Raw genomic sequence first — 20,313 nt, forward strand, 5'->3', positions numbered from 1 at the left:
CGCGGGCGGACGGCCTTGCTCTACCGAGCTACACCATCACTGGGGACACGACCCGGTGCCATCAGTGCCGACAGTTCGGACGTTCTTTTGAGATTAGCTATGGAAGGCGTTGGGATCGTTCGATTAGGCGAACTGGCAGTTGCTAGGGCGCTCAGGAACGGGTGTCTGGAGCCGCTTCTACTAGACGTGCAGGTGAGCGAAGGCTACCCGCTGTCGGCTCTCTTACCGTCGGGCCGCCAACGATCTCTAAAGGTAAAAGTGTTCTTGGAATTTCTGAGTGAACGGCTCGGTTCAGCCTCGTGGCGAACAAACGGACGCGTGCAATCACTGTGAACCGCCAGACTGAAAGCACCTAGCCAAGTCCGGTTCTGACCCTTTGCCTACAGTAGAAACGGTAGAGACTTTGCCGGTTGTCGCTAAAATGTGAGAGAGAAAGCAACCCTGCTGAGCGTGCAAACTGCCGCGCGGCGAGCCGGGTCGTAACAGCTAGACTCTGAATTATCCTAGAACTTCCCCGCCAGCGTCAGCCGCACCGCGAGTGGCTCTGCCGGATGAACGTGACGATCGGCAACACCGTCGATCGGCTCGCCCGGCAAACGCGACAGATAGTAGTATTCGACCTGGTTGGTCTTCGCGTTGAAGAGATTCAGCACGTCGAGCTGAAACCGCAGGCCGTTGTCGAACTTGTAACCCGCCCGCGCATTGAAGATCATCGACGACTGCGAACGGACGCTGTCGTCCTCGATCAGCGGACGCGGGCCGAAATAGCGTCCCTTCAGCGCGCCGAACCAGCCGGCCTCGTGGCCGAAGGTGACCGCACCACTCGCGATCCACGCTGGCGCACCGGGGATGCGATCGCCCGCGGGGTCGAAATCGGTGAAGCGGGCCTTCGTATAGGCAACATCGAGATCGAGCGCCAGCCACGGCAGCGGCTTGTAATTGTTGGTCCACTCCACGCCGATCCGCCGGCTTGGCCGGCTCGCCTCGGTGGTGCCGGCGTCGCCCACGAACAGCAGTTCGGAATCGAAGTCGAGCATGAAGACCGCGACCGAGCTCGTGAGCCCATCGATCGCCTTGGTACGAACGCCGAGTTCGGCGCCCTTCGATCGCACCAAGAGCGGCACGCGATCCTGCGGCGTCACCTTGTCGATCGGATCGACGGTGATCGTCGCGCCCCTGATGTCGTTGGAGTGCAGGCCGTAGCCGGCATTGCCGTAGAACTCGGTCTTGTACCAGGGGCCGAGCACGATGCCGGCCTTCGGGCTCGTCATCGACGCCTGTGCGTTGCCGGAATTTTCCGGCGTGTCGCTGGAAACGCGGCCTGCAAAATAGTCCTGGCGGATGCCGACCGTGGTGCGCAGCCAATCGTTCCAGCGCGCCGTCGTATCGGCCCACAGGCCGACATTGCCTTCCCTCACGCTGTCTTCGCGAACGGTGGAGAGCATGTCGCGCTGCAACGTCTTGAACAGGCCGACCCGAATATCGTCGCCGCGCGTCTGCAACCCGACGCGGGTCTGGGTCTCGATGCCGGCCACGCGCATATCGAAGGCGTGGCTGGCATTGAGACCGTAGACCGTGCGCTTGTCCAGCTGGCTGAACTGATCGCCGTTGACGGGATCGTCGAGAAAGTAGGTGAAATTGTTGTAGAGGTTCATCGACGAGCGGATCAGATAGGCGTTGGCCTTGGTCTGCCCGTATTCGCTCGAATGCGCCCAGTTGCTCGACAGCGAGAAGCGGCTGGACGTGCCGCCATCCGTCGGATCGAGCGTGCCGAAGCGGCCGATGATGCTCTGGTCGATCGCGCGCTGCGCCACCTGGTCGGTCGAATTCCAGCCGTTGGAATAGGCCATCGCCGACAGCGTGAACCCGTCGGTCGCCGTGCCCTGGCTGTAGCGCAGCACGCCGTTGATCTTGCGCACATTGTCCGCCACGTCCCACGGGCCGTTGTATTTGACACCCTCGATCGCCGCCAGCAGCGTGCCCGCGCCGACCGCGGTCGATCCTGCCGCCAGCCCGCGGTGATAGCCGAAGGTGCCGTTGGTGGTCTCCAGAATGTTCCTGGGCAGCCGGTTGATGTAGTCGATCGCGATGGCGCCGGCGGAGCCGAAGTCGCCGACGTCGGCCCAGTACGGTCCCTTGCGGACGTTCACCGACTGGATCAACTCGGGAATCATGAAATTGATATCGGCGTATCCCTGCCCGTGGCCATGGGTCGGCATGTTGACGGGCATGCCGTCGATCTTGATGGAGAGATCGGTGCCGTGATCGAGATTGAAGCCGCGCAGAAAATACTGGTTGGCTTTGCCTTCGCCGGAATGCTGGGTGACGATCAGGCCCGGCACCACTTCCAGCGCCTCGCCGGGGCGGGCGAACGGCAACGCGTTCACCTCGGCGCCGCCGATGGTCGTGGCACTGGCGGCGGTGGGCTGCATGTATGCCGGCCCTGCGGTCGCGGAGCCCGACGTTACGCCGCTACTGACCTGCGGTGCAACGGGCACGCTTGGCTGGACCGCGGATGGATTTTGCGCAGCTCTCTCTCGACGGGGCGGCTTGGGACGGTTGCGCGGCCTCGCGTCGGGGGGATTGACCGTCACCGCGGGAAGCTGGCCGGGCGTTTGCGCCGCGGCGGTCTGGGCATTCGCTGGAAACTCCGCGGCTAACAGGTATGCAGCGGCGGAAAACGCGCCCCAAGCAGATCTACGCAACGCTCATGTCCCCGCATGACAATTGCTACATTCTAGCGAGGTAGTATGAGCTTGCAATAAAAATCTCATACTCGAGAACACTGGTAGCGGTATTCGGGGAGACAGCAGGTCGCAGCGCAGAAAGAGCAAGTTCGACGCGACCCGCTCGAGTAATTTCCCTGCTCGGGAGTTGCGGCTCGGACGCCCGAATTCATAACCTAAATCACAGTTCAGCTTCAAAACATTCCAATGCGTGGCCATTCTTCTGAATGGCGAGAAATATCTCCATCATTCGGAATGATCTGCGAACAACATCGACGAATGACGTAGGTGCTCAGAGAGTGAGGAGGTCCGCCGCTTGCAGACATTGTGGGACACTGTACGACATCTAGGGCTTTAGGAACGCGTGACATTGCACCGTGATGCTGGACCAAATACTGTTCGTCGTTCGTTAGGAGGGAGAGTGAACGCAGCGAGAGCAACTCGGGACGCTGAGCGGACGCCGGACCGCCTCTGTTCCGACGACATCAAGCTCCTCATGGTAGCAGCGTACGCCGCGGCTTTCGTCATATTCGGGCTGGCGGTGTCCGGGCCCGAGGCCACAGCACTTGGACTCGAAGCAATTTTGTTCAGCCGCGACACCCTACTAACAGATTATATTGGTCTCGGCGGTATCGGGGGGGCGTTTGTCAATGCCGGCGCGCTCACGCTTGCTGCCTGCGCTATCTACCGGATGGCCAGGGCTGAGATGACCGGCGCCGCGATTGCAACGCTATTCTTGGTGCTCGGCTTTGCATTGTTCGGAAAGAATCTTCTGAATGTGTGGTTCATTGTGCTGGGCACCTTCCTCTATGCTCGGTTCAAGCGCGAGTCATTTTCAAGTCATATCAATGTCGCGTTCTTCGGATGCGCGCTTGCGCCCATCTTTTCGGAAATCCTTTTTAGCGCTTCGCTTGGCTATATTGCGACGGTACCACTCTCCATCATGACGAGCGTCGTTCTAGGCTTTGTACTTTCACCCGTGGCAGCGCAGCTAGCGGCATTGAGCGGACCAAGCATTGCGATAGCCGTGACCGCGCCCGCCAGAACCGCGTAGCCGAGCACCTCGACTCCCCGGCCAAGGACGTAGGTAAGCGCAAGGCCAGCAAGCAAACCGTTATAGCCATAAAGACCCGTCCTGAGCGACGCCGCGTCGGCGCGCAGACAGTATGCCGTCGCGGTTCCCGCAACGAGCGCGGCTATCCCGCCTGTCATCACGTGCACTGTTCCCGCGGCCAATGCGCCCCAGCCGAGCGCTACCAGGAAGAGCGCTCCGCTGAGTGGATTGTCCTGAAACAAGACTTGTCCCGCACCGCGCAAATTGATGTCAACGAAACGAAGTATCCGATGGGTGGCGCAGCAGCGCTCCCAATCTCGCAAAATCCGGTCCATGCGCGCGTCCGAGCGAGTTCAGTTGGAAGGAAGCCTAGCATAATGACACGCCAGTCAAAGCTTTGAAGACGCGCGCTGCTTGCTTCGGACGGAGGACTAGGTCGATTGTATTGCTTTTCAACGCCGCCAAAGTTAACATCACGCATCGCCAACGCCTTCGGGATTGGGGGAGTCGCTGACAAAGATGGCGCCGGACCGTCCCGTATCGAGAAGATCAGCCAAAGGCTTTCTGTGGCTCTGGTTGCTTCTCGCCATCATCTGGTTTGCCGCCAATTCGTCGCTTGCGATCGAGGCGCTTGCAACGGGCGCGTTCATTGCCGGCGTGCTCGCCTGGATTTTCGTTCGTAGCTTCCCGGCATGGTCGGACATCCGGTTGTCTCCCTCGCGCCTGCTGCACTTCATTCGCTATACCAGCGTATTCGCGGTGGAGATGGTGCGCGCCAATCTCAGCATGCTGCGCTATGTTTACGCGCCCCGCATCGACATCAATCCGGGCATCGTCAAGATCAAAACGCGCCTGCAGACGCCGGTCGGTCGGTTGGCGCTGGCAAATTCCATCGCGCTCACGCCAGGATCGCTGGTCGTCGATCTGGAAGGCGATACCCTGACCGTGCATTGGCTGGACGTGCAGACGGCGGACCCGGAAGAAGCCGGCCGCCTCATCGCCGGCCCGTTCGAGCGCGACCTGGAGAAGACCTTTGGCTGACAACATCCTGCTCATGGCTGGTGCCCTGATCTTCTTTGCCATCGGGTTTGCGGTGCTGCGGCTGATCATCGGGCAAACGGTTGTGGATCGCGTGGCGGCCGTCGATCTGCTCGCCGTCATTTCGATCTCGATGATCGCACTATATGCACATGTTGCGGGCCGGTTCGCCTATCTCGACGTCGCCCTGGTCTATGGGGTGCTGAGCTTCCTCGCCGTGGTGGCGACGGCGCGCTATCTCGAACGCGGGCTCTAGCCGTCATGCTCGAGCTCCTCGTTTTCCTCATCTGCGGTGCGATCGTTGTCAGCGGAATTCTCGCGATCGTTCTCGATGGTGTGCTTGTTGCCGCGATCAGCGGCGGGCTCGCGACCCTGTTCGCCGCCGTCTGCTACGTGCTGCTCGGTGCCCCCGATGTGGCGATGACGGAAGCGTCGATCGGCTCCGGACTGTCAACTCTTATCCTGGTCTACACGATCCGCAGGACCGCGGGTGCGAAGGATTGAGTGATGGCGGAATTGATTGGAAGCATACTGATCCTGCTTGGCGCGTTCTTTCATTTCTCGGCCGGGCTCGGCATGCTGCGCATGCCAGACGCCTTTACGCGGATGCAGGCCGGCACCAAGGCTTCGACGCTCGGCAACGCGCTGATCCTAATCGGCATCGCGATGTATCATCCCGGCTGGACGCTGAAACTCGTCATCCTGATCTATTTCGTTTTTATGACGAATCCGGTCTCCTCGCACGCGCTGGCGCGCGCGGCGCGCCGCATCGGAATCCCGATGGCCGGAAAGGCCGGCGCGAATCCGCTTTCCGGTTCGACCACGACCGTACGGGATAGCGCCTGATGCAGCGCATATTGTCCGTCGCCGCCATCGTCCTGTTCGCACTCATCTTTGCGAGCATCGCGATCGGATATGGCGGGCAGCAGGCGCTGCGCCCGCTGGCGGAGAGCTACGTCCGGCTGGTGCCGCTCGAACTCGGCGCGCCGAACGTCATCACCGGCATCCTGCTCACGTACCGCGCGTTCGACACGTTGGGAGAGGTTGCGGTGCTGTTCATGGTGGCTGCCGGCGTCGGACTCGTGCTCGGCGTAACCGCCAAATCTCCCGGCGCCGAGGATCCGGAAGCAGAACGCAAGACGCCCGCGTCCGAGATAATACAAAGCGCCACCCAGATCCTGGTGCCGCTGATTTCGATTTTCGCTGCTTATATCATTATGAATGGGCATATTTCTGCGGGCGGCGGCTTTCAGGGCGGCGCCGTCATCGCATCTGCCGTCATGCTCCTGCTGCTCGCGAACCCGTCGCTGGTGCTGAACACCGCCTTTCTCAGCATTACTGAATCCGCCGCGGGCGTTTCGTTTGTTCTCGTCGGCATTGCGGGGCTGATCTTCGCCGGCGGCTTTCTGGACAACCGGGTGCTGCCGCTCGGGGAGTTCGGGGCTTTTTTCAGCGCCGGAGCTATTCCGGTGCTGTCGGTGCTGCTTGGCGTCAAGGTCGGGTGCGAACTCGCTGTCATCCTAGACAGCTTCCGAACCTGAACTCTTCATGCGGGCAGGTCCATCATGATTTCCACCATAGTGCTCATCACCGGTCTCATTGTCATGCTGATTGGCATCTGGGGCGTGCTCACACATCGCAACATCCTGCGTATCATTATCTCGCTGTCGCTGCTCGGAACCGGTTCGCATATTCTCATTGTCGCGATCGGCTATGTGCGTGGCGGTACGGCCCCGATCATCGACCGCGCGCTGAGTATCGCCGAAGCCCCGGTGCGCGCGGTTGACCCCGTCCCCTCCGCGCTGGTCGTCACGGCGATCGTCATCGGCCTTGCGGTCTCGGCGGTCATGTTTGCCTATGCGATCCGTCTCTACGACGCGAAAAAGACGCTCTCCATCGACGCTTTCACGGATTCGAAATGGTAGACGGTCTGCTCCAGCCGCTGAACATCTTCATTGTCGGGCTCGGCGTAGCCTTTCTGATCCCGTTGCTTTATCGGCTCGGCGGCAACGCAGTGGCGGTGGGGCTGCTGCTTGCGCTCGCGGCGATGACAGCGATCTCCGCTGTTGGCTTGTTCCGGCTCGCACAGGGAGCGGCACCGATCGAAATGCTGACCGGCGGCGCGAAGCCGCCGGTAGCCATCAACCTGCGGCTCGGGCTGCCGGAGGCGATCTTCGCGCTCGGCGTGAATCTCGTCGCGCTGTTCGGCGCGGTCCACGTCGTGCGCGAGAAATACAGCACCGTCCTGATCTATCTGCTGATCGTCATGGGCATCCAGGGCATGGTGATGACCCGCGATCTGTTCAATCTATTCGTGTTTCTCGAGATCGTGTCGATCGCGACCTACGGTTTGCTCAGCCTGCGCGATACGCCCGCCGCCTTGTCCGCGACGTTCAAGTACCTCATGGCAACGGTGTTGGCGTCCGGCTTCTTTCTGATCGGCACGATATTGCTCTATGCCGTCACCGGCCTGCTCAACATCGATGACCTGATCGCGAACCGTGCCGCCATTGCCGGGCCCATCGGGATCGCCGGGCTGATCTTCCTTCTTGCCTGTCTGCTGCTGGAACTGAAGCCGTTTCCGGCCAATGGCTGGGGTCTTGATGTTTACGAAACCGCGCGCCCCGATGTTGCCGCCATGATCTCCGGCGGCGTTTCGGCCGGCGTGTTTTTTGCGCTCCTCAAGCTGCTGCCGCTGTTCGAGGCGCAACTCACGCTAATCGCGATCCTTGGTTCGATCACCTTCGTATTCTCGAATCTCATCGGGCTTCGGCAGACCAACGCGCAGCGCCTGCTCGGTTATTCCTCGATCGGCCAGATGGCACTGCTGACGATGGCAGTCGCGCTCCTCTATCGTCCCGGCGCCGAAGCCACGATGTTGCTGGTGGTCGGCGGGCTGTTCATCAATCATTTGTTCGCCAAGGTTGGCCTGTTCTGGCTGGCGGGCCGTGTCGGCAAGTTGCTCATGCGCGATTGGTCGCTGCCAGGCAGGAATGCCGCGGCGGTCGTCTTGTTTGGCATCTTCATCGCCGCGATCTCGGGGCTGCCACCCTTTCCAGGCTTCTTCGCGAAGTGGCAGCTGATCCTGACGCTCGCGTCCGACCAGCGGTATCTCTACATCGTTGTCATCCTGGCGGGTTCGCTGCTGGAAGCAGCCTACATGTTCCGCTGGTTCGGCCAGTCGCTCCACGGTGACGCTAATGCCGAAGGGTTACCCGAGAGACTGACGGGGCTGACACCGATCGGGGGCATGGCGGCGCTGCTTGTGATCAGCGGATGCATCATCGCGCGCTTCGCAGGTCTCGATGTGCCCTGGGTAGCGCTTCCGCTCGCCGCAGGGCTCGTTGCTTGCGGGCTCTGGCGCTTGCCCGCGCGCATGCAGGGCCTCATTGCGCTTGCGCTCGTCCTGATCGCCGGCCTTTGGTTCGTCAGCGATCTCTCCGGCCTGAGCCGGCTCTATGCCATTATTCTGCTCGCTGGCGGTCTAGTTGTGTCGATCGGCTGCCTGTACCGCGTCGATCAGCGACCCGGCTTCTATCCGCTGCTTGCGGTGATGTTGCTCTCGCTACCCGCGCTGCCGCGGGCGACGACGAGCCTCGAGTTTATCTTCATCTGGGAACTCATCACGCTGTCCTCCTACTTCCTCGTCCTGCGTCGACCCGAAACTGCTGCGCACGCGCTCCGCTATCTGTTGTTTTCGCTCACTGCGGCGTTCTTCATGCTGGTCGGGTTCGCCGTCATGAATGCGATCATGGAAACGCAGTCGCTATCGGCTTTCCGTACCGCAGGTCCCGGCGTCGCGCCAGTCTTCGTGCTGCTGGCAATCGGTCTCCTGATCAAGGCGGGTGCAACTGGCGTCCATGTCTGGCTGCCTGATACCTATGCCGAGGCGGAGAACGATGTGTCTGCGCTTTTGTCAGCTGTCATCAGCAAAGTTGCGATTTTTGGATTGCTGGTCGGGACCTATGTCGCGGTCCGGCTTGAGGCGGGCCTGAACTTCGCGCTTGTTCTTGGCTGGATCGGCATGCTGACGACGCTGGTCGGCGCCATGCTCGCCGTGCGTCAGGACGACATCAAGCGGATGCTCGCCTATTCCAGCATGAGTCAGCTCGGCTATATCGTCGCGGCGATCGCGCTCATGAGCCATCTCGGCTGGGTGACCGCTCTCTATCTCGTCGCCAACCATCTGCTGGTCAAGGGCATCCTGTTCCTTGTCGCCGCCGCGGTAATCCTGCGCACCCGCACGCGCAGGCTGACCGAACTAGGAGGCCTCGCCGGTGCCATGCCGCAGACGTTTGCGCTCGCGACCGTAGCCGTCGTCGCGATGTCGGGCCTGCCGCCGCTCGCGGGCTTCGGCGGCAAATGGCTGCTGCTCAGCGCCATGCTGGAGAAGGGCTGGTACGCGCCAGCGGTGATGACGCTGCTCGCCACGTTCATCGGGTTTCTCTACATGGCGCGCTTCATCCAGGCGATCTTTCTCGGCGTGTCGGAGCGCCCGGCGACGACCATTACCGAAGCGCCGCTCGCGCTCCTGCTCCCGCAATATCTTCTGGTCGGCGGTATCCTTGCCATGTCGTTCTTCCCGAAGCTCCTGATCGAGCCGATTTCTCAGGCCATCGACCCGCAATTTGCGTCGACGCTTCGCTGGGAAGGTATGTCGCTAGAGCTGATCTATGCGTACTGGAATCCATTGCCTGTGATGGCCTTCGCAGTGGCGATCTCCGCGGCGCTGCTGGGTTTGCTCTTCCTGCTGCGGCGTACAAGTCGGCGTGGACGATCAGTGCGCTCTGAAAGCGTCTTTGAGGCTTCTCAGCGCATCTGCGTCGCGCTAACGCCCTCGCTTGCTGTCGGGTTCTGGAATGCAGTAATGGCGTGCGCTCAATTCGCGTCAGAGCGCAGTCGACGCATCTATACCGGCAACGGACACACCTACAATCTCTACATCCTGTACTATCTGTTGGTACTTTATGCCCTCGGTGGCGGCAGCCATCAGTTGTGGACGATGACGGGGCATGACATGTGGTTCGCAATGAGTCGATAACTCCATGCAGACCCGCAGCGCAGGTGTGCGAACCAGCGCGTTTCTAGGTCGGGTGAGCTCTCTTCGGCAAAAGTATTACACGGCGCTCGGGCGGGCATTGCATGCGGGTGCTTGTCAAAGCGGTTTCCTGGCGATAATTCTGGCAGGTGGCGCTCGTTGCCCGATTCAAAGGCGCGGCAGAAGGTGCAATGAGAGAAGCCTATGGATCCTTTCAGATTTTCGACGCAAGCGGTCCGTGCCCGAGACCAGAAGGCGGCTTGGACAGAGTGGTTTCAGCCCGTTTTTGACGTGCACGCAGCTGGCGCTCACAAACAAGGTTTTGAGGCAAATTATTTGATTTGGGATTTTCCCGAATTCAGTTTTACCCGGGTTTCTGCTCCCGCCACACGCTCTGTGCGCTCCGCGATGAATTTGCGCCGTTGTCCTGTCGATCATTGGGTGATTACGTACTGCCAGCGGGGCGACACTGCGTATTCCGCAAACAACCTGCAACTGAATGCTAGAGCTGGTGTACCATTCGTCTGGTCGCTGGGACAGTTCTCAGATAGCCACCGCGTCGCTTCGGACCGACTGCAGCTCTACCTGCCGCGCGATTCGTTTTCGGAGATCGGAGGATCCCTGGATGCAGCGGTAGGATCAATTCTGCAGACGGGACCTGGCCAACTCCTTGCCGAATTTATGCTTCTGCTTCAGCGCAATCTGCCCAATCTCACAACCGAGGAGGCGGCCCGGCTACCAAATGCAGTTCGCGCAATGGTCGCGGCCTGCATCGCTCCCTCTGCCGAGCGGTGTATGATCGCCTCGCCCCAGGTTGGCATCACGATACTGGAAAAGATTCGACGGGCGGTTCGCAAGAATCTTCGCTCACCATCGCTCCGCCCCGATGAACTTTGCCGGGAAGTGGGATTGTCTCGTTCGCAACTCTATCGTGCCCTTGAGAACGAGGGCGGTGTCGCCAGATATATTCAGCGCCATCGACTTGCGGAAAGCTTCGCTTTGCTCTGCGATGTCTCGGAAAACCGGTCGATTGCGGATGTCGCGGCAAGCCTTTGCTTCCCCGATCCGTCCAGTTTCAGTCGCGCCTTTAGGCGCGAGTTTGATATGGCTCCCGCGGAGGTGCGCGAGGTCACGCGTTCCGGAGTGTCACCTACGAAGCAACGTCAACATCAAAGCGTTTTGCAACGCCAAAGGTTCTCGGACTTCCTGCAGGGCTACTAGAAAAAGCATCGTGCCAAATTGATGGTCCGTCCAACAAATTCGTTCGACAGGCGACTGTGACGAGGACTTTCCGAATCACTGCAGGCAAGTAGAAGATCGCCAGGAACGACGGCATGATAGTGGACAAAGTTCGGGCGACCCAGTCCACACGCGTGCCACGGCTGATAGTAACAGCTCTCATCGGCACTGCGCTTGAATGGTATGACTTTGCTCTTTACGGCGTCACGGCGGCACTTGTTTTCGCGCCTCTCTTCTTTCCTACATTTTCACCGATCGCTGGCTCTCTCGCAGCATTTGCGACCTATGCGGTCGGTTTTCTCGCAAGGCCGCTCGGCGGCATTATCTTCAGTCACTACGGCGACAAGATCGGACGAAAGCCCGTGCTCGCAGTGACGCTTTTGATCATGGGCGTATCGACCTTCTTAATAGGATTGCTGCCGACCTTTGATCAAATTGGAGTTTGGGCGCCAATTCTCCTGGCAGTTCTTCGACTAACACAGGGACTCGGGGCTGGCGCCGAATACGGAGGAGCAGCGCTTCTGCTCGCCGAGCAAAACCCGCGCCGCCGAGGATTCTTCGGAGCTTTCGCGGCGTCGGGTGTATTCATCGGTATCGCCTTGTCGTTGGGCATCTTCACACTTGTCACAGGCTTCATGTCGCAAGCGACGCTTCTGAATTGAGGATGGCGTTTACCCTATCTCTTCAGTGCCGTGGTCATTGCTGTCGGCCTGTACATGCGCTTTACGTTACAGGAGACGCCTGAATTTAGTGACGTGCAAGCCCGGCGCGCGCAAGCCGCCGTTCCACTACTGGAAGTATTCTCCGATCCGAAGCGCATTTTGCTGCCACCGCGGCGGCGTTCACAATCCCTTTTTTCGGTGCACTGGCAGACCGCATCGGGGCATGCCGCGTGATCATGCTAGGCACTGCTGCCTCCGCCCTGTTCGCGTTTCCCTTCTTCTGGATGTTGAACTCGCGCGAGACTTGGATCATTTGGCTCGCGATTGTCGTCGGCTTGTCGCTCGGGGTAGCTTCAGTCTCCGGGTCTATTGCCGCGTTCTATGCTGGGTTGTTCCACACGCGAATACGCTATACGGGGCTTGTTTTCTGCAGAGAGGTCAGCGGCGGAATTGTAGGTGGATTTACACCGTTAATCGCAACTTCGCTCGTCGCATGGAGTGGAGGTAGTACTTGGCCGGTTTCGATCTACATGATCGTTACGGCGCTCGCTGGCTTCGTATGTGCTTTTTTTGCGGGATCGATTGTTGACGATCCGGGATCAGAGGGGCGAATTCGGCAGAACGCTTGGCGGTCAGTGAAGACGTAGGCTCCGTAGCTGCGTTGTAGAGATTCCCAGTGAAATCTATGGGCGGCGAACAACTTCATGTCCGTGCGGGGTGTCGTGGGTGACCGTGCCTACGGGCTCATCGATAAGGACACGGGGAGGGCTTCCAGTGCGAAGAGCGTGAACTCTTTCCAAACGACTCGACTGCGAGGCAGCGTTTGTTGCGAAACCACGGGGGTAGGCGGCAAGGGTGTCCGGAACGATGTGTAAGTAGGTTTCTGTGAGTTTACCTTTTAGGGAGACTCACATGACGACTGATTCGACGATCACTGCTGAACTGCTGGACCAGCTTCTGGCGAACTACAGCAAGCCCGAGGACCTGACGGGCGAGAACGGGCTGTTCAAACAGCTCAAGAAGGCCTTGATCGAACGAGCGCTTGGGGCCGAGCTGAGCGAGCATCTGGGCTACGAGAAGGGTGATCCCGGAGGCCGGGGCACTGGCAACAACCGCAACGGGACGAGTTCGAAGACGATTCTGACCGAGGACGGCGAGATCGAGATTGCGGTGCCGCGAGATCGGGCCGGCAGCTTCGAGCCGCAGCTGATCGCCAAGGGCCAGACCCGGTTCGACGGCTTCGACGACAAGATTTTGAGCCTGTACGCCCGCGGGATGACAGTGCGGGAGATCCAGGGCCACCTGGCCGAACTGTACGGTGCCGAGGTCTCGCCTGATCTGATCAGCCGGGTGACCGACACCGTCCTCGAGGAGGTTCGGGAGTGGCAGAGCCGGCCGCTCGACGCCGTCTATCCCATCGTGTTTTTCGACGCGATGCGGGTCAAAATCCGCGACGAGGGACCGGTCAAGAACAAAGCCGTCTACGTCGCGCTCGCCTACAATAGCGACGGCTACGCATCCAGCGGTCTTGTTGCCGGCTCAGCGAAGAATGAACTCTCGAACCCGCAGCACGTTCCCCGGCTTCGTCAGGGCCTCACATAGGTCCATCCCTGTTCCTGCAACTCCATGACACGCACCACGCCCGACCTCACGACGGTCGCCTCAGGAATCAGGGGGATTTCCTTGTTCTCGACCTTATGCATATTCTCCTGTGTATTACCGCAGGCTTGAAAGGAAATGGCTGAATTGCCTTCCTTGATTGCCTTGATCCGGGCTTTGACTGGCGAAGTATCATCCCTCAGCATATGCAGGCCAGGTCCGAACGTAATCACTTCTATGGCCACCTTCTCGTTACGATCCTTGTAGTACTGCGCGACGTTCATCGCGTTGTTGAGCGCGAGGTTCATTGTTGCGGGATCGTTGACATTGACCTGCAGGACAAGGCGATGTGGCGTCGCCTCGGCAGCGATCTGCCTTGTCGTTGTCTTCCTTTCGGCGACCGAGTGCTTCAACGACTGTTTCCGCACCTGGGTATCCTGCGCCGAGGCTCCGAACGGTTGTGAAAAGATGATGAGCGCTACAATGCCAACCGCTGCTCTCACGGAATTCTGACGTGGGGTCATTGCATTCCCTTTCCTGACTATACCGTCACCGTTATTTGCGCGGCTTGGCGAGGGCGTTTGGCCACCTGCAAGCCGCCGCCAGTTTTGCCCGCACCGTCTGTAGCCCGCCCAACGGAAATCGCCCGTCCTGGGGATTACCCCTGCGCGGTGAGATCCGAATGTCGATATGACCGTCTTGCGGGAGTGATTGCAGCAGATGCACCGTGTCGCCCGCAAATGCAACTCCGGCTCCAAACGATGACGGGCTTGCCGGAAGTTGCATCGGTTCGGCATCGTTGACGCGATACGATATGCTGTATTCGTCACCTCTGTTGGCGACAGCAGGGCCGGACACAACCAATTCCGTGCGACCGCCGCGGCAGTAGATGGCGATCTGTGTCAGGGAGCCACCGCGAGAGAGCGCCGTGGCGGTAACGATAGGCGTGTAGTTTACAGGTGAGGTCGTCTCACTGATAACCCAGTTGTCCTCACCCTCCGCTGCTGCAACGTCACGCGACGGTGTCTCCAGGCACTGGTGCTCTCCAGGTTCCGACATGCTGCAAGCAATAGTGTGCGCATTCGAGTCAGCCGCGGCTTGTGCAAAGGCGATACGGCTCGCAACCTCCAATGCCACGGATATGGCGATCGCCTTCATCGTGAAGCTCTGGGTGCGCGCGCCTCGCGATCAAGCCATTCCTGCGCTGCTGCAAAGCGATCGAGGCCAGGAACCGCCGCAGCGAGGTTGATCGATTTCCACTTCGGGTCGAATCCAGGCGCCTGCAGTCTGTCGATTCGCGAAAACAGAGTATCGACAAAGCGTGCCACGCGTTGATAGCGGTTTGTGTTTTTCGGCCAATTGAATGCGACAAGCGCGGTTGGGACCGCAATAGTCGGCACTCGTTCACCTTGCTTGATCAGAGCGGGATATTCCGCCGCCTCCAGCACCGCAGGAAGGTAGTAATCCTCGAATTTGCTGTCGTACGGTACGGCAAGAAACTTGAAGCCCGGTTCCCAGCGTCCCTTGACGAAGGCGTCAACCGGCTTCGATGTAATAAAGACCACAGCCGACATTTCACCTTTGCGCATCTGCTCAAGCGCGACCTGGTGCGGGATGAAGGTCTTTTCTGCGTCGATGCCGAGACGGCTGAAGATTAGCGGTCCCGAGTATGCTGCAGCTGTCCCTTGCGTGTTAAAGTTTACTTTCTTGCCAGCGAGATCCTGCAGTTTCTCGATCTCGGGGCGCACGAAGATATGCAATTCCGAGGGGAATAAATTAAGCAGATAATTGGTCCGGCGCAGGATATCAGGAACTTGAACCTTGTATTCTTCAAGCGCGTCCGAATTGATGATCGCCGTATCGACGCCCCGCAAGTAGAGCAGCGAGTTCAGATTTTCCGTGGCGCCCCGAGTTACGATCGGCAGGACATGCAAATTCGGGCCGTCATCAACGACGCGAGCCATCTCGGCCGCCAGCCGCAGAGGGGCGCCCTCAAGCAGGCCACCTGCGAGGCCGACGGTCCAGGCGTTCATCTTCTCTTTTTCGGTCTGCGGAAGTATGCGACGCACATCCGGGTTCTGGCCCCTGACGCCTTGCGCCCCGGCGTCAGTCGAGAAAGGCAAGCTGACAGATACCAGCCCGCCAAATAGCAGTAACGCGCGCAACCGTGATATGCCCTTCATATTGACTCCCGCTTGATCTCCAGCAGTCGTCGACAATGCGAGTGCTGGTCTACCGACCCAAGGCGTCCAGTCGACCCTTTGCCTCCTGGATGCCACCAGCGTGCGCCTTCGCGTAGTGCTCGCGTGCTTTCATCGCTTCGCCGCGTGTTCCTTGAGTGCCCCATGCTGACAAGATGATGGGATCATAGGTTTCCGCGAGCATGAAGCTCGCCCGAGCGTTACCGCTTTCGGCGGCTCGCTCGAGGACGATCCGCGCCGCACCGATATTGCCTTGAGCAATGAGCGTGGCAGCACGGGCGATCAATTTGCCCACTTCGCCTACCTGTGCATCGGTACCTTTGTTCAATTCCGTTGCGGATGTTTTCGCGGCCGGTGCGACACGTGGGGCTTGGCCGTTCCACGACGGCGTAACCGCAGCACGTGTGTTCACGGCTGCTTTCCTTGCCGGTGCAACCTTGCGGTCCTCGATCAGGGCCGCAGATTTCTGTTGCTCCAGCGCCAATGTTTGTCGCAGGTCTGCAATAGTGCGTTCTGCTGCGAGCTTCTCCTTCGCGGCCGAGTCAATTTCCTTTTGGGATTGTGTCCTCTGGATCTCGATCTCGCCACGCATCCTCGCCAACTCACTCGTCATGGCCGTGACCCGCGCCTGTGCCTCTTCCAGGGCGCGGCGCTGCGGCTCCGCCGTCTTTGCCAACGCGACCTTGCTGTCTTCGATCAGGGAGGCGGCTTTCTTTTGCTCCAGCGCCAATGTTTGTTGGAGATCTGCGATAGTGCGTTCCGCTGCCAGTTTTTCTCTCGTGGCCGAGTCAATTGCCTTTTGGGATTGTGTCCTCTGAATTTCGATCTCGCCGCGCGTCCTCGCCAGATCGTTCGTGAGTTCCGTGACCCGCGCCTGTGCCTCTTCGAGGGCGCGGCGCTGTGGCTCCGCAGTCGCTGTCTTTGCCGATGCAGCCCTGCTGTCCTCGATCAGCGCGGCAGAGTTCTTTTGCTCCTGCGCCAATGTTTGTCGCAGATCGGCTATCGTGCGTTCCGCTGCCAGCCTCTCCTTCGCGCCCGAGTCAATCAGCTCCTGGGATTGTGTCCTCTGAATTTCGATCTCGCCGCGCGTCCTCGCCAGATCGTTCGTGAGTTCCGTGGCCCGCGCCTGTGCCTCTTCAAGGGCGCGGCGCTGTTGCTCCGCAGCCGCTGTCTTTGCCGACGCAACCTTGCTGTCCTCGATGAGGGCGGCAGATTTCTTTTGCTCCTGCGCCAATGTCTGCCGCAGATCTGCAATGGTGCGTTCAGCGGCCTGCTTTTCTCTCGTGGCCGAGTCGGCAGCCTTTTGCGATTGGGCCGCCTGAATTTCGATTTCGCCGCGCATCTTCGCCAGCTCACTGGTGAGAGCCGCGGATCTTTCGGCTTCCTGTCGTGCGGAGTTCTGCAGTTCGGCAACCTCCGCCGTCCGCCTCGTCTGATCGGATTCAGCGGCAGCTTTGTCTGCGATGGCAGACTTTGAAATCAGTTCGCTGCGCAACGCCGCCAATTCACCTACCAGGGCGTTGTTCAGCAAAGTTTCCTTTTGAAGAGCTTCGCGCAATTCCATCGGGTTTGACGTGAAGGCATCGGGTGCAGCCTGGGAGTTCTGTTTTGCGGCGACGGATGTTTCGCGCCGGGACGATTGCAGACTTCCCGGAGGCTCCCGCACGTTCGCGACGGGAGCCCCAATATGTCCCGTTGCCGACGCAGTTCGACCATCGCCAGGGCGGGTGTCACCAATGTCTCGCAACTCCAAAAGCCGCGCCGCGACGGTTGAAATCTCGGACCAGAAGTACACGCAGACTGGCACACTCACCGTCAGCACAACGGCGATAAAGAAGATGGAAACGGCTCGGCGGGCGTAGCTGCTGCGAAATGAATTGCTTGACGTCTGATCTTCTTGATAGTGCGGCTGCGATATTGCTATGGGGCTCCAATAAGCCGGCACTATCCTGATGGCGCTCCCGCCTTTCCGGACCCACTGGCTCGATTGGGATGACCAGTGCGCGACGTCACAAGCGGCTTGATCGTCTTCAAGCCGGATATCTCTTCCGTCCTTTGGAGCGGTCTCTATCGGCCGGCGCAAATATGACGCCTTTCAAAGGTGCTATAGGTTCAATTCCCAATTCATTTCGCAGAAGCATCGATATTTAAAAGCCGTATATTCAATTCATAATATCATAATGAAATCAATCTCAAACTTGTCATTTTGACGCTCTCGAACGCCTTGCGTTCCGTTCCTGGAACCCGGCCGCGAGGAAATCTGCAGCGAGCATGACAGGGTCTGGTAGGGACTGCTCCGCAGCTCACCTTGAAGTTGCCAATCAAGGCCAGGCCGACATACGTCGATCGGTCTCCAAGGATGGAGACCATGTTATGTGCGTGCTATTCTTGCTGCACAAAAAAGCTTTACGAGGAATCGAATGCGCGGACGACGTGTGCTGATGGAATCCCTCATGTCGCACGGCGTGCGTCATATCTTCGGAAACCCGGGAACGACGGAGACGCCGTTGCTGGACAGTCTCGTCACCTATCCGCAGATCGAATACATCATGGCTCTGCACGAGGGCGTGGCGGTCGGGGCGGCGAGTTTTTATGCACAAGCCACCGGTCGCACCGCGGTTTCGAACCTCCATGTCGCCCCTGGGCTCGGGAATGCGATCGGCGCTCTCTATGGCGCGTTCAAGGCCAATTCGCCTCTCGTGGTAACGGCTGGACAACAGGACACCCGCATGCGGCTCACCAATCCTGTGCTGGGCCATGATCTGGTCGCGATGGCTTCGCCCGTCACAAAGTGGAGTGTGCAGGTCGAGCGTGCGGACGAGCTTGCTCCCATCCTGCGTCGCGCCTTCAAGGTGGCTAGCGATGCCCCCAAGGGACCCGTCTTCGTCTCTCTTCCGATCGACGTACTCGAACAGGAGACGGCGGTTGCAGCCGTGGGGCCGGGTAACCTCTGGCGTTCTTCGCATCCGGATCCCAGGGGGCTTGAGGAGGTCGCCTCGCTGATCCTGAAATCGAATAGTCCCGCGATCATCGCCAGCGACGACGTTGCCCGTTCCGACGCAACCGAAGCGCTCGTGAAGCTTGCCGAAGCCATTGGCGCATCGGTCTGGTTTGAAGGATTGCGGCACCATGCGTCCTTTCCGACCGGCCATTCCAGCTTTCGTCAGTCGCTTCCGCCGGATGCGGCGCAGGTTCGCAAGGCGCTCGAAGGCGCCGATCTCATCATCCTGCTGGGCGGCCCATTCTTCGAGGACATCTGGTATGCGGAGGGGAGTCATTTCCCCGCAGGTGCGCTCGTCGTCCAGATCGAGGAGTCGCCCGAGCGGCTGGCGTTCAATCATCGCCTCGATGGCGGGATCGTCGGCGAAATGTCGACCAGCATCGGATTGCTGACGAATGCGGTGCGCTCGCGGGAGCGCGAGGAATTTCAGCTTGCTGCGAAACGCCGCAACCAGGCACTGGCCCAACTGAGCGCGCGAGACAAGGAGGCGTATCGGGCGCGGCTGGAGAAGGGCTGGAACCGCGAGCCGGGCTCGATGCCGCGCGTGATGGCAGAGCTTAGACGCGGACTGCCCGATAATGTCGTGATCGTGGATGAAAGCATCACCTCGAGTCTCGACCTTGCACGATCCTTCGACTATCGCGGGCCGGGAGACTATTTCAGCGGGCGCGGTGGCGGCATCGGTCAGGGGCTGTCCGGCGCCCTGGGTGTCAAGGTCGCGATGCCGGATCGTCCGGTTGTCGCCATTTCCGGCGATGGTTCGGCGATGTACAGCATCCAGGCGCTTTGGACAGCGGCGCACCACAGGCTGGCGATCGTATTCGTCATCCTCTCGAACCGGGAATATCGTATCCTGAAGCACAATGTGGACGTCTGGCGTACGAAGTTCGAAGCCGGTACGCAACATCCTTACCAGCAGATGGATCTGACGGGGCCAGAGCTGGATTTCGTGCATTTGGCGGCCGGCATGGGCGTCGAAGGCGTCAGGGTCGAAAAGGCTGACGACATTGCATCGGCGCTGGCGACGGCGGTTGCGGCAGATCGGCCGTACCTCGTCGAAATAGCGGTCGAAGGCAAGCGATGAGGCAGATCGCAGAACGAGGTGACGGCTTGTCGGAGTACTGCGGATCAGAACCCCTTCGCCATCTCGGCGAGGCGGCGGTGGGCGGTCTCGCGGGCGGCGCGGATCGGTTCGGCCGGGCCTGTCGTCGGCCCGATCGGAACGAAACGGACATCGCTGACGCCGATGAAGCGGAGCGCTTCGCGCAAATAGGGGGTCGCCATGTCGATGCGGCCGCGGTTCATGCCGGTGGCAAAATCGCTGCCTGAGGCGAGGATGACGATGGTTGGTCGGTCCTTCAGCAGCGGAAGATAGCCGCGAGCCGGATCGAAGCGGAACGTCAGCCCGGGCTGGATGACGATGTCGAACCACTGCTTGAGCTTGTAGGGGATGCCGAAATTCCACATCGGCGTCGAGATCAGCACGCGATCGGCCAGTGAGAACCGCAGCGCCATCCGCTCGGCCTCGGCGAAGCTGTTCCGCTGCGCGTCGTTGAAGGCCTGCGCTTGCATGCGCGCATATTTCGCCTCGACGATGGGACCGGAAAATTCCGGCAGCGGCTCGCGCCAGAGATCCACGACGTCCACGTCCCAATCCGGACGGGCCTGGCAAAAACCGTCAAGGAAGACGCGGGCGGCTGCGCTCGACTCGGATTCGGCGCGGGGCGAGCAGCACAGATGCAGGAGCTTTGCCAC

19 protein-coding genes and 2 pseudogenes are annotated in these 20,313 nt (G+C 60.0%); 14 read left to right on the top strand and 7 right to left on the bottom strand.

Going from position 1 to position 20,313, the window contains the following annotated elements:
- The first annotated feature begins 15 nt into the window (after positions 1-15).
- Positions 16-333 carry a LysR substrate-binding domain-containing protein gene (locus V7E26_RS30045; protein WP_442893421.1) on the top strand — a complete coding sequence of 106 codons (318 nt, stop codon included), beginning with the start codon at positions 16-18 and terminating at the stop codon, positions 331-333.
- 170 nt (positions 334-503) lie between these two features.
- Here the strand turns inward: V7E26_RS30045 and V7E26_RS17640 are convergent, their stop codons facing one another.
- A complete protein-coding gene (locus tag V7E26_RS17640) occupies positions 504-2,432 on the bottom strand; it encodes a TonB-dependent receptor (protein WP_324418305.1) in 1,929 nt (642 codons plus the stop codon).
- 715 nt (positions 2,433-3,147) lie between these two features.
- Between V7E26_RS17640 and V7E26_RS17645 the strand changes: the two genes are divergently transcribed.
- Positions 3,148-3,780: a DUF1576 domain-containing protein gene (locus V7E26_RS17645; RefSeq protein ID WP_324418307.1), complete on the top strand. Its 633-nt coding sequence runs from the start codon at positions 3,148-3,150 to the stop codon at positions 3,778-3,780.
- Between the two features lie 20 nt (positions 3,781-3,800).
- Here the strand turns inward: V7E26_RS17645 and V7E26_RS30050 are convergent.
- Positions 3,801-4,115 (bottom strand): annotated as a pseudogene (locus V7E26_RS30050) (urea transporter); the annotation flags it as partial.
- A gap of 184 nt (positions 4,116-4,299) precedes the next feature.
- On the opposite strand from V7E26_RS30050, the gene V7E26_RS17650 reads away from it, so the two are divergent.
- The 11 genes and pseudogenes from V7E26_RS17650 to V7E26_RS17695 all read left to right on the top strand — a co-directional run.
- Positions 4,300-4,821, top strand: a complete 522-nt coding sequence (locus V7E26_RS17650) for a Na+/H+ antiporter subunit E (protein WP_324418309.1) — start codon at positions 4,300-4,302, stop codon at positions 4,819-4,821.
- The gene (locus V7E26_RS17655) at positions 4,814-5,074 is read left to right on the top strand and encodes a monovalent cation/H+ antiporter complex subunit F (protein ID WP_324418311.1); all 261 of its coding nucleotides are present in this window, start codon (positions 4,814-4,816) and stop codon (positions 5,072-5,074) included. Before V7E26_RS17650 ends, V7E26_RS17655 begins: the two co-directional genes overlap by 8 nt.
- 5 nt (positions 5,075-5,079) lie before the next feature.
- Positions 5,080-5,322: a hydrogenase subunit MbhD domain-containing protein gene (locus V7E26_RS17660; RefSeq protein WP_324418313.1), complete on the top strand. Its 243-nt coding sequence runs from the start codon at positions 5,080-5,082 to the stop codon at positions 5,320-5,322.
- 3 nt (positions 5,323-5,325) lie between these two features.
- Complete coding sequence (gene mnhG / locus V7E26_RS17665) at positions 5,326-5,664, top strand: monovalent cation/H(+) antiporter subunit G (RefSeq protein ID WP_324418315.1); 339 nt, start codon at positions 5,326-5,328, stop codon at positions 5,662-5,664.
- On the top strand, positions 5,664-6,359 hold the full coding sequence (locus V7E26_RS17670; protein ID WP_324418318.1) for an MnhB domain-containing protein: 696 nt from the start codon (positions 5,664-5,666) through the stop codon (positions 6,357-6,359). The genes mnhG and V7E26_RS17670 overlap by 1 nt, the downstream gene beginning before the upstream one ends.
- Before the next feature lie 24 nt (positions 6,360-6,383).
- Positions 6,384-6,743 (top strand): sodium:proton antiporter, encoded by a 360-nt coding sequence (locus tag V7E26_RS17675; RefSeq protein ID WP_324418320.1) that lies wholly within the window; start codon positions 6,384-6,386, stop codon positions 6,741-6,743.
- On the top strand, positions 6,737-9,859 hold the full coding sequence (locus tag V7E26_RS17680; RefSeq protein ID WP_324418322.1) for a proton-conducting transporter transmembrane domain-containing protein: 3,123 nt from the start codon (positions 6,737-6,739) through the stop codon (positions 9,857-9,859). The genes V7E26_RS17675 and V7E26_RS17680 overlap by 7 nt, the downstream gene beginning before the upstream one ends.
- Before the next feature lie 201 nt (positions 9,860-10,060).
- Entirely contained in the window at positions 10,061-11,077 is a 1,017-nt protein-coding gene (locus V7E26_RS17685; protein WP_324418324.1) for a helix-turn-helix domain-containing protein, read from the top strand.
- A 113-nt stretch (positions 11,078-11,190) separates the two neighbouring features.
- Complete coding sequence (locus V7E26_RS17690; protein WP_324418326.1) at positions 11,191-11,757, top strand: MFS transporter; 567 nt, start codon at positions 11,191-11,193, stop codon at positions 11,755-11,757.
- Positions 11,758-11,894: 137 nt separating this feature from the next.
- A complete protein-coding gene (locus V7E26_RS30055; protein ID WP_442893422.1) occupies positions 11,895-12,404 on the top strand; it encodes an MFS transporter in 510 nt (169 codons plus the stop codon).
- Positions 12,405-12,669: 265 nt separating this feature from the next.
- Positions 12,670-13,269 (top strand): annotated as a pseudogene (locus V7E26_RS17695) (IS256 family transposase); the annotation flags it as partial.
- 74 nt (positions 13,270-13,343) lie between these two features.
- Here the strand turns inward: V7E26_RS17695 and V7E26_RS17700 are convergent.
- From V7E26_RS17700 to V7E26_RS17715, 4 genes are read right to left on the bottom strand one after another with little or no spacing between them, the layout of a single operon-like run.
- Positions 13,344-13,880, bottom strand: a complete 537-nt coding sequence (locus V7E26_RS17700; protein ID WP_324418328.1) for a DsrE family protein — start codon at positions 13,878-13,880, stop codon at positions 13,344-13,346.
- A gap of 31 nt (positions 13,881-13,911) precedes the next feature.
- Positions 13,912-14,514 carry a hypothetical protein gene (locus V7E26_RS17705; RefSeq protein ID WP_324418330.1) on the bottom strand — a complete coding sequence of 201 codons (603 nt, stop codon included), beginning with the start codon at positions 14,512-14,514 and terminating at the stop codon, positions 13,912-13,914.
- The gene (locus V7E26_RS17710; protein ID WP_324418332.1) at positions 14,511-15,539 is read right to left on the bottom strand and encodes a TAXI family TRAP transporter solute-binding subunit; all 1,029 of its coding nucleotides are present in this window, start codon (positions 15,537-15,539) and stop codon (positions 14,511-14,513) included. Before V7E26_RS17710 ends, V7E26_RS17705 begins: the two co-directional genes overlap by 4 nt.
- A gap of 49 nt (positions 15,540-15,588) precedes the next feature.
- Positions 15,589-17,352, bottom strand: a complete 1,764-nt coding sequence (locus V7E26_RS17715; RefSeq protein WP_324418334.1) for a hypothetical protein — start codon at positions 17,350-17,352, stop codon at positions 15,589-15,591.
- A 625-nt stretch (positions 17,353-17,977) separates the two neighbouring features.
- Between V7E26_RS17715 and V7E26_RS17720 the strand changes: the two genes are divergently transcribed.
- Positions 17,978-19,642: a thiamine pyrophosphate-binding protein gene (locus V7E26_RS17720; protein ID WP_324418336.1), complete on the top strand. Its 1,665-nt coding sequence runs from the start codon at positions 17,978-17,980 to the stop codon at positions 19,640-19,642.
- Positions 19,643-19,686: 44 nt separating this feature from the next.
- Here the strand turns inward: V7E26_RS17720 and V7E26_RS17725 are convergent, their stop codons facing one another.
- Positions 19,687-20,313 carry an FMN-dependent NADH-azoreductase gene (locus tag V7E26_RS17725; RefSeq protein WP_324418338.1) on the bottom strand — a complete coding sequence of 209 codons (627 nt, stop codon included), beginning with the start codon at positions 20,311-20,313 and terminating at the stop codon, positions 19,687-19,689.

The organism is Bradyrhizobium sp. (assembly GCF_036735945.1).
GTDB lineage: Bacteria > Pseudomonadota > Alphaproteobacteria > Rhizobiales > Xanthobacteraceae > Bradyrhizobium.

Coding starts and splice junctions, on each gene's coding strand:
- V7E26_RS17680 (WP_324418322.1), top strand. CDS start 6,737: ATGGTAGACGGTCTGCTCCAGCCGCTGAACATCTTCATTGTCGGGCTC.
- V7E26_RS17720 (WP_324418336.1), top strand. CDS start 17,978: ATGCGCGGACGACGTGTGCTGATGGAATCCCTCATGTCGCACGGCGTG.
- V7E26_RS17710 (WP_324418332.1), bottom strand. CDS start 15,539: ATGAAGGGCATATCACGGTTGCGCGCGTTACTGCTATTTGGCGGGCTG.
- V7E26_RS17650 (WP_324418309.1), top strand. CDS start 4,300: ATGGCGCCGGACCGTCCCGTATCGAGAAGATCAGCCAAAGGCTTTCTG.
- V7E26_RS17685 (WP_324418324.1), top strand. CDS start 10,061: ATGGATCCTTTCAGATTTTCGACGCAAGCGGTCCGTGCCCGAGACCAG.
- V7E26_RS17690 (WP_324418326.1), top strand. CDS start 11,191: ATGATAGTGGACAAAGTTCGGGCGACCCAGTCCACACGCGTGCCACGG.
- V7E26_RS17700 (WP_324418328.1), bottom strand. CDS start 13,880: ATGACCCCACGTCAGAATTCCGTGAGAGCAGCGGTTGGCATTGTAGCG.
- V7E26_RS17705 (WP_324418330.1), bottom strand. CDS start 14,514: ATGAAGGCGATCGCCATATCCGTGGCATTGGAGGTTGCGAGCCGTATC.
- V7E26_RS17675 (WP_324418320.1), top strand. CDS start 6,384: ATGATTTCCACCATAGTGCTCATCACCGGTCTCATTGTCATGCTGATT.
- V7E26_RS17660 (WP_324418313.1), top strand. CDS start 5,080: ATGCTCGAGCTCCTCGTTTTCCTCATCTGCGGTGCGATCGTTGTCAGC.
- V7E26_RS17670 (WP_324418318.1), top strand. CDS start 5,664: ATGCAGCGCATATTGTCCGTCGCCGCCATCGTCCTGTTCGCACTCATC.
- V7E26_RS17640 (WP_324418305.1), bottom strand. CDS start 2,432: ATGCAGCCCACCGCCGCCAGTGCCACGACCATCGGCGGCGCCGAGGTG.
- mnhG (WP_324418315.1), top strand. CDS start 5,326: ATGGCGGAATTGATTGGAAGCATACTGATCCTGCTTGGCGCGTTCTTT.